At 61.0% G+C, this 12,136-nt stretch carries 11 protein-coding genes; 2 read left to right on the forward strand and 9 right to left on the reverse strand.

What is annotated here, in order from left to right; all coding sequences use genetic code 11:
* The 9 genes from VGK14_RS13995 to VGK14_RS14035 all read right to left on the reverse strand — a co-directional run.
* Positions 1–194, reverse strand: a 194-nt coding sequence (locus tag VGK14_RS13995; RefSeq protein ID WP_331509712.1) for a hypothetical protein, incomplete at its 3' end; no start/stop codon positions are given.
* A complete protein-coding gene (gene waaF / locus VGK14_RS14000) occupies positions 191–1,219 on the reverse strand; it encodes a lipopolysaccharide heptosyltransferase II (protein ID WP_331509713.1) in 1,029 nt (342 codons plus the stop codon). The genes waaF and VGK14_RS13995, both read right to left, overlap by 4 nt.
* Before the next feature lie 5 nt (positions 1,220–1,224).
* Complete coding sequence (rfaE1, locus tag VGK14_RS14005; RefSeq protein WP_331509714.1) at positions 1,225–2,712, reverse strand: D-glycero-beta-D-manno-heptose-7-phosphate kinase; 1,488 nt, start codon at positions 2,710–2,712, stop codon at positions 1,225–1,227.
* On the reverse strand, positions 2,693–3,268 hold the full coding sequence (locus tag VGK14_RS14010) for a D-sedoheptulose 7-phosphate isomerase (RefSeq protein ID WP_331509715.1): 576 nt from the start codon (positions 3,266–3,268) through the stop codon (positions 2,693–2,695). The genes rfaE1 and VGK14_RS14010 overlap by 20 nt, the downstream gene beginning before the upstream one ends.
* Entirely contained in the window at positions 3,255–4,229 is a 975-nt protein-coding gene (gene rfaD, locus VGK14_RS14015; protein ID WP_331509716.1) for an ADP-glyceromanno-heptose 6-epimerase, read from the reverse strand. Before rfaD ends, VGK14_RS14010 begins: the two co-directional genes overlap by 14 nt.
* A 37-nt stretch (positions 4,230–4,266) precedes the next feature.
* Positions 4,267–5,688 carry a glycosyltransferase family 39 protein gene (locus tag VGK14_RS14020; RefSeq protein WP_331509717.1) on the reverse strand — a complete coding sequence of 474 codons (1,422 nt, stop codon included), beginning with the start codon at positions 5,686–5,688 and terminating at the stop codon, positions 4,267–4,269.
* Positions 5,689–6,789 carry a ferrochelatase gene (gene hemH / locus VGK14_RS14025; protein ID WP_331509718.1) on the reverse strand — a complete coding sequence of 367 codons (1,101 nt, stop codon included), beginning with the start codon at positions 6,787–6,789 and terminating at the stop codon, positions 5,689–5,691.
* A 3-nt stretch (positions 6,790–6,792) separates the two neighbouring features.
* A complete protein-coding gene (gene hrcA, locus VGK14_RS14030) occupies positions 6,793–7,809 on the reverse strand; it encodes a heat-inducible transcriptional repressor HrcA (protein WP_331509722.1) in 1,017 nt (338 codons plus the stop codon).
* A gap of 16 nt (positions 7,810–7,825) precedes the next feature.
* The gene (locus VGK14_RS14035) at positions 7,826–9,775 is read right to left on the reverse strand and encodes a sulfatase-like hydrolase/transferase (RefSeq protein ID WP_331509719.1); all 1,950 of its coding nucleotides are present in this window, start codon (positions 9,773–9,775) and stop codon (positions 7,826–7,828) included.
* Positions 9,776–9,874: 99 nt separating this feature from the next.
* Here VGK14_RS14035 and VGK14_RS14040 point away from each other — a divergent pair, with 99 nt between their 5' ends.
* The gene (locus tag VGK14_RS14040; protein ID WP_331509720.1) at positions 9,875–10,738 is read left to right on the forward strand and encodes an NAD(+) kinase; all 864 of its coding nucleotides are present in this window, start codon (positions 9,875–9,877) and stop codon (positions 10,736–10,738) included.
* Positions 10,739–10,749: 11 nt separating this feature from the next.
* The coding region (gene recN / locus VGK14_RS14045; protein ID WP_331509721.1) for a DNA repair protein RecN at positions 10,750–12,136 on the forward strand (1,387 nt) is incomplete at its 3' end.

Raw genomic sequence — 12,136 nt, forward strand, 5'->3', positions numbered from 1 at the left:
CATTTGTAGAGATCGAACCCCTGCTGCCACCCCCCTGCATCGAATTTTCGCGCCACTTCAATGTAGAGAATGCCATCAACGTTAATGCTGCCGTAAGAATTTATCATCATCCAAACGGCGAGAGGCAAGGACAACACAGCGCCAAGCCAAGGCAGGCGCTGCTCTGTGGTCAGTTTCCATAACGCAAGGTTCATAGGCTACGGATGCCTCCTGATGATGGCAAGTTCTCAATAATTCGCTCTGGGGCAATATCCCTCAAACAGCGTAAATGACCAAGCGGACATTCTCGTTTAAAGCAAGGGCTACAGGAGAGATTCAGGCTCAGTACCCTTGCTTTGTCGCTCATGGGAGGGGTGTGGGACGGATCGGACGAACCGTAGATTGCGACCAGCGGCAGTTGCAACGCCGCAGCGACATGCATGAGACCGGAGTCATTGCTCACCACGGCAGAGGCCAGCGACATGAGATCGATCGCCTCTCCGAGGCTGGTCTTGCCGCTGAGATCCCGACAACGCTCTTGAGTCAACCGATTGATATTGGCCGTTACCGGCGTATCTTTTTCCGAGCCGAACAACCACACCTGCCAGCCACGGGAAAGCATTTGATTGGCGACCTCGGCGTAATAAGCCTCTGGCCAGCGCTTGGCCGGGCCGTATTCCGCACCGGGGCAAAGCGCCAGCACCGGTGCTTCCGGCCGGGCAATGCCCAGTTTCTGCATCGTGGCGAGTGCGCTCGCAGAATCGGCGTGCAGACACGGCTGCGGCAGTACAGCAGGCAGCACTTCGTCCGTTTCCAGCCCGAGCGCAACGAAGCGATCCACGGTGCGCGGCAACGCCGCTTTATCCAATGGTCGGATATCGTTGAGCAGACCATAGCGAAATTCGCCGAGGAAACCGGTGCGCCGGGGAATGTCGGCGGCAATGGGCAGAATCGCGGATTTGAGGGAGTTGACGAGCAGTATGGCTTGGGTGAAATGCTTGCCGCGCAGGCTACGCCCGAACCGGATGCGCTCGCCTAGCGCAAGCTCGCCGTGGCGGAATGGCAGCCCAATGGCCTCGTCGACTTCCGGCATGCGCGCGAGCAAAGGCAATGTCCAGCCTGGCGCCGCCACCGCTACGTGGGCATCGGGCCGGCGGGCTTTCAGGCTTTGGAACAGGCTGTGCGCCAGCACCATGTCGCCAACCCAGGATGGCCCCAGGATCAGTATCCGCTCCGCCATTGCGCCTACGGATTCTCTACCGGAGCCAACTTGCCTATGATGCCGCTCGTGCTGCGCCCCGGCACGATGTCGACGAGCGCCACGCGCCCACCCCAGGATTTGATTTCCTTGCCGCCCACGACCTGGTCTTCGGCGTAATCGCTGCCTTTTACGAGCACATTGGGGCGTACAAGATCGATGAGTTTGAGCGGTGAATCTTCGTCGAACAGGATGACGGCATCGACCGACTCCAGCGCGGCAAGCACGCGTGCCCGGTCCGCCTCATGAATCACCGGTCGGCTCGGGCCTTTTAGCGCGCTCACCGAGCGGTCGGTGTTGAGGCCGACGATGAGCTTGTGCCCGAGCTTGCGAGCCTGCTCGAGATAAGTCACATGACCGCTGTGCAGCAGGTCGAAACAGCCGTTGGTGAAAACGATGGTTTTGCCGGCGGCTTTCCAATTGGCGACCCGCGCCAACAACCGGTCGAGGTCGCATACCTTGTCGGCTTGCTCACGCACTTCCTCGTTCGCAAGCTCCGCCAGCAATTCCTCCGGCGTAATGGTGACCGTGCCGACCTTACCGACCACGATGCCGGCCGCCAGGTTGGCGAGATGCAAGGCGTCGTAATGGCTGAGTCCGGCCACCAATCCCGCCGCAAGTGTGGCGATCACCGTATCGCCTGCGCCGGAAACGTCGAACACCTGTTTGGCCATGGCGGGGATTTGCAAACGCTGGCTGTCTTCGATGAGGGAAATGCCTTCTTCGCTACGCGTCACCGCAAGGAAGTCCAGTGCCAGTTCGCGGCGCAGTTTGTCTGCGGCATTCAACAGCGCATCGATGTCGCCGATGCCGCCACAGGCTTCCGAGGTTTCGCGGCGGTTGGGGGTGAGTGCGGTCGCGCCGCGGTATTTGGAATAATCGCGCCCCTTGGGATCGACAAGCACGGAAATGCCGGCTTGCTTGGCAAGTCCGATCACCAGTTGGCAAATCTCGGGATGCAGCACGCCTTTGGCATAATCCGAAAGCACGACAATTGCAGGCGCTTCCGCCATCGCCTGCCGGACCGCACTTTCCAGCAAGCGCAATTCTTCGGGGCTGAATGCGGCGGAGGATTCGCGGTCCACCCGCAGAATCTGCTGATGGCCGCCGACGATGCGGGTTTTGGTGATCGTCGGACGTTCCGCCAGTCTGACGATGCTTTGCGTTTCCACGCCGGCTTGACTCACGGTATCGATAAGCTGCCTGCCGGCCTCATCGTTGCCGACCGTCCCCAGCAAACGGCAGCGAAGCCCCAGCCCGGCGAGATTGGCTGCCACGTTGGCGCCGCCGCCCGGGCGGCAGTTTTCCTTGTCGAGCAGCACCACGGGGACGGGTGCTTCGGGAGACACGCGCTCCACCTTGCCCCACAGGTAGCGGTCCAGCATGAGGTCGCCGATCACCAGCGCCCATGCGGTTTCAGTCTTTTTCTGAGGCGCAAACTTGCGCTTGATTGCGTCAATCAGGCGCGTTTGCATCGTCTACCAGCTCGCAGAGAATATGACCGATGAGGATGTGCGCTTCCTGGATACGCGCAGTCACCCCCGAAGGCGCAGCCAGCGTGAGATCGCACAAGGTGCCGAGCTTGCCCATGCCTTCGCCGGTCCAGCCCACAGTAATTGCACCGATGGCCTTCGCCGCTTCGATGGCGCGCAGCACGTTGGGGCTGTTGCCCGAGGTGGAGATACCGACCACAAGGTCTTTCTCGGTACACAGCGCTTCGATCTGGCGCGCGAACACGTAATCGTAGCCGTAGTCGTTGCCCACCGAGGTCAGGATGGAGGTATCCGTCGTGAGCGCAATCGAGGCCAGCCCGCGGCGTTCCTTTTTGTAACGGCCCACGAACTCGGCGGCGAGATGCTGGCTGTCTGCGGCGCTGCCGCCGTTGCCCATCCACAGGATCTTGCCGCCGCGATTCAGGGTATCGAGCATCGCCTGCGCGAGGCGGGCGATGTCGGGAATCATCGCATCGAGCCGGGCGATGGTGTCGGCATGCGCGTTAAGCGCGTTGCGTATGGTGCTAGCAGTAGGCATCGGTTTGCATGAGGTAGTTTTGGACATAATCGCGCACGCCGTCTTCCAATGTATGGAACGACTCGGCATAGCCGGCGGCACGCAGCCTGGCCACATTGGCCTGGGTGTAATACTGGTATTTGCCCTTGAGGTCATCCGGCATGTCGATCCAGGTGATCGAGGGCTCGCGCCCCATGCTGGTCATCACCGCATCGGCCAAATCGCGGAAAGCCCGCGCCGCACCGGTACCGACGTTGAAGATGCCGGATTGGGCGGGATTTTTCAGGAAGAAAGCAACCACCGCCGCGGCGTCCTTGACGTAGACGAAATCACGCAACTGCATGCCGTCCTCTACCTCCGGGCGGTCGCTCCTGAACAGGCGCATGGTGCCGGTATCGCGCACCTGGTTGTAGGTGTGGAAAGCCACGCTCGCCATGCGTTCCTTGTGGTACTCGTTGGGGCCGTAGACGTTGAAGAACTTGAAACCGCACCATTGCGGCGGCGTCGGCGCGCCGCTTTTCACCTGCCGCAGCACCCATTGGTCGAACAGATGCTTGGAATAGCCGTAGCCGTTGAGCGGCCGCAGCTCCTCGGTGGTGTCATCATAACCGCGCTCGCCGCTGCCATAGGTCGCGGCCGAACTGGCATACAGCAAAGGCACCTTGTTGTGCGCGCACCAGTTCCACAGCTGCTGGCTGTAGCGGAAGTTGTTCTGTACCAGCAGATTGAAATCGCGCTCGGTAGTGGCGCTGATCGCGCCCATATGGACCACCGCGGTGACTTTGCCGCCATTCCGCGCCAGCCACTCCGGCAACTCGTCCTTGTCGAGATAATCCGCGTAGCGGCGGTGGCACAGGTTCTGCCACTGCTCGGGATGCTTGCAGCGGTCGACCATCACCAGGTCATCCCGTCCCTCCCGGGTATTGAGATGCCAGGCGATCATGCTGCCTATCATGCCGGCGCCGCCGGTAATAACTATCATGTCTTTCAGTGCTTTATCGATAAAACGTTAGTATAGCTTAAGGGCAAGCCGTTCCGCTGCCATAGATAGTGGCCTTGTGGCCGCTCTTCAGGTAGGGGGCGAATTCCGCCAGGCGGCACATGTGCTCCGCCACCTGCGCCGGCGCTGCATCCTCGACGAACAGCACCAGGCTTTCCCTGGCCTGCAGCTTTGCGTCCAGATCCGCGTCCTTGAGCACTGCGACAGGCCCGCCGCGATAGTAAACCACGCGCGGGTCGAGATCGCGCCAGGCATACACCGGCAAGCCGGGATAGCTCGCAAGTCTGGCGGCTATTTTCGGCAATGCCTCATGACGATGTGCCAGCAAGCGCGTTTCGCCGACGGCGTAATAGACGAAAAATCCCAGCACCAGCATCACCGCGGCCAATCGCAAGCCCTGTCGGCCTTTCTCGCGCAAAGCATGATAGAAATCGGCGACAGTGAGCGCCAACAGCGCCGCCCACGCGGGGTAGGTCGGCAGCAGATATTTGGCATGCTTGTTGGCAATCAGCGAAAAAATCACCACCGGCACCACGGCCGCGATCAGCAGGAAGCCGCTCTGCGGCGTGGCCAGCCACCGGCGTACGCTCTTGCGCGGCATGGCCAGCACCAGCAGGCACCAGGGCAGAAAATCCGCGATCAGCCACAGCGGATACTGGTACAGCGGATCGGCGGCGGATCTGCCGACCTTGCCGGCGATATCGGTTTCCACGACATGGCTCCAGATATCCCAGCCCAGCTTGAGCGAAATGATCAGATACCACGGCAGTGCGACGGCCAGAGCGATCAGCCAGCCGCGCCAGTGGGTCAGGCAAGCCAATGCTTCCGGCAGGCGATAGCGCCACCAGAACACCAGCAACGGCGGGATGTAAAACAGCAGCGCCACCGGCCCCTTGGTGAGCAAGGCCAGGCCCAGGCTGAGGTAAGCGAGGTCCAGCCAGCGCTTGTCCCGCCTGCCGAAAATATATTCGAAAGCCGCCAGCAGGCTGCCAAAACACAGCGCCGCCAGCAGCATCTCGATTTCCGCACGGCGCGCAAAGACGGTGAAGCCGGCACTGGTAATCAGGATCAGCACGGTGAAAATCGCCGGGGTCAGGCCGAAACGGCGGCGCATGCTGAAAAAACTCAGCCAGGTGATCGCCAGCGCCGCCAGCGCCGACGGCATACGCACTATCCATTCGGAAGCCGAATTGAACAGCCATGCCGGAATGCCGGCCAGCCAGTACAGCAGCGGCGGCTTGCTGATGTAGAGGTGATGGTTGAGCGTGGGCACCAGCCAGTCGCCGGAAGCGAGCATTTCCTGCACCGGCACGCTGCGCCGGGCTTCATTAAAAGACAGCAGCGGAATACTGCCCAGGCCCCAGAAATAAATCGCCAGCGTCGCCAGGAATAATACGGCCAGCATCCGGCAAGGCGCGCCGGTCAAACGACTCCAGGCCATTTAGAGTTTCGCACCCAGCGCTTGTGCGCGTAGTCTGGACTGCTCCATTTCCGCCGGGGCCGGGGCATGTTCCGGCTCGATCCAGCCATGCAGATGGCCGCGCACGATGTCCACCATCGCGTGTATCCATTCGTCGCGCTCGTTCAGCGCCGGAATGTAGTGATATTCTCTGCCGCCGGCGCCGATAAATGTGGCCTTGCCTTCCATCGCGATTTCTTCCAGCGTTTCCAGGCAATCGCTGGAAAAACCCGGGCAGATGACATCGACGCGACCGGCTTTCTGTTTGCCGAGCTCCGCCAGCGTCTGCGCCAGATAGGGTTTGAGCCATTCGGCGCGACCGAAGCGCGACTGGAAGCATACCTGGTACTGCTGCTGGTTGAGCCCCAGCGCCTCGGCCAGCAAGCGCGCGGTTTTCTGGCAGAAGCAGTGATAGGGGTCGCCTTTGTCCAACGTATAGCGGGGCACGCCGTGAAAGCTCATGACGAGTTTGTCCGGCTTGCCGCTCTCCATCCAGTAGCGACGCACGCTTTCCGCCAGCGCGGCGATATAGGCCGGGTGGTCGTGATACTGGCGGATGGCGCGCAGTTCAGGCAGATAGCGCAAGCGGAGCATGACGCGGTACACCGCATCCAACGCCGACCCGGTGCTGCTGGCGGCATATTGCGGGTACAGCGGGAACGCCAGGATGCGGTCGCAGCCGCGTTCGCGTAATTTGGCAATGGCCGATTCCACCGAAGGATCGCCGTAGCTCATGCCCACTTCGACTTCGATCGGCTGGCCGAAACGGTTGCCGAGATAGCCTCGCAGCATTTTGGCCTGGCGCTCTGTGTGCACCAGCAGCGGCGAGCCATCTTTGCTCCAGATCTTGGCATATTTTTCGGCGGATTTTTTCGGCCGGATATTGAGGATGACGAGATTGAGGACCAGCCACCAGAGCGCGCGCGGAATCTCCACCACGCGGCGGTCGCCGAGGAACTGCCTGAGATAACGGCGCAATGCCTGCGGCGTCGGCGTATCCGGCGTGCCCAGGTTAAGCAGCAGGACGCCGACGCGAGGAGCGGTACCGTGGGTATAAGGCGGCTCGGGCAGGTAAGCGGACATCGATCAGTGGGTCGACAAAGCGTTGGAAAGGAGCTTGGCGGTAATGTCCACGATGGGGATCACCCGCTCGTAAGCCATGCGCGTGGGGCCGATCACGCCCAGCGTGCCGACCACCTCGCCGTTCACCTCGTAAGGCGCGGTAACCATGCTGCATTCGTCCAGTGGCGAATAACCGGATTCGCCGCCGATGAAGATCTGCACGCCCTCGGCGCGCTGGCTGTTGTCCAGCAGCTGCAGCAATGACGCGCGGTTCTCGAACGCCTCGAACAGTTTGCGCAGCGACGCGACGTTGGAAGACAAGTCCGCCACATTGAACAACTTGCTTTCGCCCGCCAGCACCAGCCCGTCGTCGTCGCTCTTGGCCTTGTCGCTGGTTTCCAGCGCGGCAGTCATCAGCCGGGTCATGTCCGACTGCATGCGCTTGAGCTCCGCCTGCAGTTTCTGGCGCACTTCGTCGAAGGTCTGGCCGGAGAAATGCTGGTTGAAAAAATTGGTTGCCTGCGTCAGTTCGACGGAAGTGAACGCCCGCCCGGTGGTGATGATGCGGTTCTGCACGTTGCCGTCGGCAGCCACGATAATAAGCAAGATGCGCTTGTCCGACAACGGCACGAATTCCAGCTGGCGGAACGCCACGCCGCGACGCTTGGGGATCATCACCACACCGGCGAAGCGGGTGAGTTCGGACAGCAGTTTGGCGGTGGAGTCGATCAGTTCCTGCGGATCTGGCGATTGCAGTTTGTGTTCCAGGCGCTGGATTTCGGCACTCTCCAGCGGCCGCACCGTGAGCAGGGTATCGACGAACAGGCGGTAGCCGCGCGGCGTCGGAATGCGGCCGGCGGAAGTATGCGGGCTGGCGATGAAACCCATGCCCTCCAGGTCGGCCATCATGTTGCGTATGCTGGCCGGGCTCAGTTCCAGGCCGGAGCATTGGGCCAGCGTGCGCGAGCCGACCGGCTGACCGTCGCCGATGTAGTGTTCGACCAGGGTCTTGAGAAGAATCTGTGCGCGTTGATCCAGCATCATCGATCCGATCGATTCAAGGCGAAGCCTGCTTCTTCTTGTAGCGGCCCAGTTCCTTCATCATCGCCAGCAAACCGGACTGCTTCCGCTCGAACAATTTGTTCCCTTCTTCCGGTGCCAGCGGCTTATCAAAGGCATCGGTCACATGCCTGCCGCCGCCCTGCACGCTGGTGGGCAGGGTGATCTTGACCGTGTCGTCAATATAGCCCACCTCGGTCCATGCGGTAATGATCACATGATCATGCTGCTCCGACGACAACAGGTTGATGCCGACGGAGTAATCCTGCACCGGGTTCTTGACGCCCAGCAGCGGCAGCAGGGTGGGGATGATATCCAGATGGCTGGTCATTTTGTCATGTGCGGCGGGCGCCATGCCCGGAATCCACAGCACCAGCGGCGTCCTCACCTGGGGGTCGGAAATCGTCGAATTATGCCCCCAGTAGCCGGCTTCCATGAATTCCTCGCCGTGGTCTCCGGTCAGGAGCACAACAGTATTCTCCAGCAAATCGTGCGCCTTTAAATACTCGAACACGCGTGCGAACTGGCTGTCGAGGTGGTGCACGGAATTGATATAGCGATTCTTGATCGGAACAATATCGTTGCGCAATTGCTCCTTGCTCAAGGTGGCGTAGTTGATGTCATCCCGGTAAGGCGTGCGGATGACGCTTTCCGGCGGGAAATAATAGCGCGCATGCGGCGACTCGAAAAACATGAACGTGAAAAACGGCCGCCTGGCATCACGCTGGTCGATGAATTTCAGCAGACTGGTCACGTTCTCCCGGTCGCGCTGCCAGCCCTGGCCGCTTTCCACCCAATGCAGCTGTGCGGGCGGCACCTTGCTGAAAATGGTTTTATCAAACTCCGGGTAAGAGAACCTGGCGCTGGTATACAGCGACATCTGGTAATTCTGCTGCTGCAGGACATCGATGACGGGCGCGCCGCGGTTGAGTTCGAGGAATGGCTGCCAGTAGTTTCCCGGAATGCCGGTAAACATCGTGAAAATGCCGTTGCGCGTACCGTTGCCGCCGCTGAAATGGTGGGTAAAACGCTGCGCCTGCTGCGCGAACGCCCAGGTGGCCGGCATGATCTCCTGGTCCAGCGTGTCGGCGCGCCACGATTCCGACACCAGCCAGATGATATTCAGAGGCTTTGCCGGCGGCTCGGTCTTGAGCGCATGCAAGGGATAGTTGAGGCTGCTGGCCGATTCGCTCCCCGCCGCCAGATTATTTTGCTTGGCGTTGACCTTTAAGCCCAGCTTCTTGAAAAAACTGCGGGCAGTGAATCCGACGTAATAGGGAATGCCATCGGTATAAGACAGCATCGTCGAATCGCCCAGTGCGCTCGAATACGCATAAGTGGCTCGATCGCCGGTAGTCGAGGTTAGAAACACGATCATCACCGGCAGCACCACACCGCGGCCGCGGTTCCCGAAAAATACCGTACGCCGCGAAGCCGCCCTCACCCCGGCCAGCAGCGCCGCATGCGCAATAACGAAACCAAGCGCGATCAAGGTAAAGGCAAGATTGGTGGCTTCGCTGCCGCCCAGCGACTCGATTCCGCCTGGCGTCACGATGAGGTTGATCACGAAGCCATTGACGAACATGCCGTACAAGGCATACAGCTTGACGTTGGCGTAGAAGAACAAGGTCGTCAGCGCGCCGGTGGCAACCGCGGCGGTATCGGTCGCATTGCGTGTGAGCCGGCTCTGCGGCCATTTCCATGCGGTGAGCTTGCGAACCAGCCAGGTAAGCGTAATCGACGGTAGCAGATAAAGCGCGTTATAGCTGAGGAAAGCATTGAGAAGGAAGGCTGAAGCGGCGATTCCCTGCGAATTGGCGGCGGCGAAGCTGACGGTATCGCGGGTGATCCACAGCAGAATCAGGTAAACGAAAAAGAAATACCAGCCCAGCGCGGAATGCTGCTTTGAAGAATCCGATGACATAAACAAACGGAAAATCTGCTCCATAAAATTTGTTGTGACTAGTAGATGGGGATTATACCGACAAGTTCCAGAGGGGTGCGCCGCAACTTTTTCGGGATAGGCATCTGTGGTTTAATGACACCCATGCAAAAACTCTTCACAGCAGTCACGCTGATCGGGAAATACATGGACCCGCGGATGCGGGACTATGTCCAGGCCCTGGCCGGCCTGCTCAATGGGCGCGACATCGAGGTCGCCATCGAATCCATTACCGCAGAAAAACTCGGCATCGACGACATACCGCGCGTCGACATGGCCAACGTCGGCAGAATTTCCGACCTTGCCATCGTGCTGGGAGGCGACGGCACCATGCTCACGGCCGCGCGTGCCTTGCTGGACGACGATGTGCCGCTGGTCGGCGTCAATCGCGGACGCTTCGGGTTTCTCACCGACATTTCCACCGACGGCATGCTGGATGCCGTGGCACGCATCCTCGATGGGCAATACACGGTGGAGCAGCGCATCCTGCTGGGAGCGGAGATCGTGCGCGACAACCAGGCGCTGAGCGAAGGCCGCGCACTCAACGACATCGTCATCAGCAAGGGCGGCCAGGCGCGCCTGATCGAACTGGAGCTGACGATAGACGGCGAGTATGTGCACCGCCAGCGCTCCGACGGCCTGATCGTCTCCACTCCCACCGGCACCACGGCCTACGCGCTGTCCGCCGGCGGACCGCTGCTGCATCCCACGCTGGAAGCCATCGCGCTGGTACCCATCTGCCCCCATACCCTGTCCAACCGTCCGGTTGCGATCAACAGCGCGAGCACGGTGGAAATCACGCTGATGCACGCCGACGATGCCCGTGTGCATTTCGACGGCCAGCTGCACGCCGAACTGAGCATGGGCGACAAGGTGATCGTGAAACGGCTGGACAAGACCATCACCCTGCTGCACCCGCTGGGCCATAGCCATTACGAAATGCTGCGCAAAAAACTGAACTGGGGCTAGGACACGACCCCATGCTGCATGCATTATCCATCCGCGATTTCGTCATCGTCGATCAGCTCGAGCTGGATTTCTCCGCAGGTTTTACCGTGCTCACCGGCGAAACCGGCGCCGGCAAATCCATCCTGATCGACGCGCTGTCGCTGGCCCTAGGCGAGCGCGGCGAGGCGGGCATGGTACGGACGGGGCGCGAACGCGCCGAAATCACCGCCGAATTCGATATCAGCGCACTGCCGACGCTGCAAGCGTGGCTGGTGGAGCATGAACTGGCAGACGCACAAACCTGTTTGCTGCGGCGCATTCTCTATGCCGACGGCCGCTCGCGCGGCTTCATCAACGGCTCTTCGGCAACCATGCAGCAATTGCGCGAAGCCGGCGATTTCCTGGTCGACATCTACAGCCAGCACGCGCACCACTCCCTGCTCAAATCGGCGACGCAGCGCGAACTGCTGGACGCCTACGGCGGCTTTATTCCGCTGGCTGCCGACGTCGCCGCCAGCCACAGGCACTGGCGCGAGCTATATATGCGCCGCATCGAAATGGAACGCAACGCTGCCACCTACGTCGAAGAACTGGCCGAACTGCGCGACCAGGCACGCGAACTGGGCCAATTGAACATCAGCGCCGAAGAATGGGAAGCGCTGCAGCAGGAACACAGCCGTCTCGCCCATGCCGCCAGCATCCTGGCCGGTGGCGAGGAAAGCCGCGAACTGCTGGCTGAGGGCGAAACGTCGGCATTGCGCCAGTTGCATGCGGTGCAGCACAAATTGCGCGAACTGCTGGACTACGACCCCGCGTTGCAGGAAGCACTGGACGCGCTGGACCCCGCCGTGATCCAGGTCGAGGAAACCGACCGTTTCCTCAAAAAATACCTGGGCCGCGCCGACCTCGATCCGGAGCGCCTCAACGAAATCGACGCGCGCATCCAGGCCATTCATGCGGCAGGCCGCAAATATCGCTGCCGTCCGGAAGAACTGCCCGAACTGCTGCAACGCTGGCAGGCCCGCATCGCCGAACTGGAGGACGTGAGCGACGACGGCATTCTGGCGCGCGAAGAAACCGCCGCCCGCCAACGATATGAAACCCTGGCTAAAGATTTAAGCCACGGCCGCGCGCAAGCGGCAAGCGCTTTCGGCGAAAAAGTCAGCACCGAAATGCAGCGCCTGGCACTCGCCGGCGGCCGCTTCGCCATCGCCCTCAACCGTTCGGAAGAAGGCACCGCCCACGGGCTGGAACAGGTTGAATTCCTCGTCGCCGGTCACGCCGGCGTGGAACCGAGGCCATTGGCCAAAGTCGCCTCCGGCGGCGAACTCTCCCGCATCAGCCTCGCCATCCGCGTCGTCACCGCGCAACAGGGCGAAACCCCGACGATGATCTTCGACGAAGTCGACGTCGGCATCG

It is taken from the genome of Novimethylophilus sp. (assembly GCF_036504375.1).
Lineage (GTDB): Bacteria > Pseudomonadota > Gammaproteobacteria > Burkholderiales > Methylophilaceae > Novimethylophilus.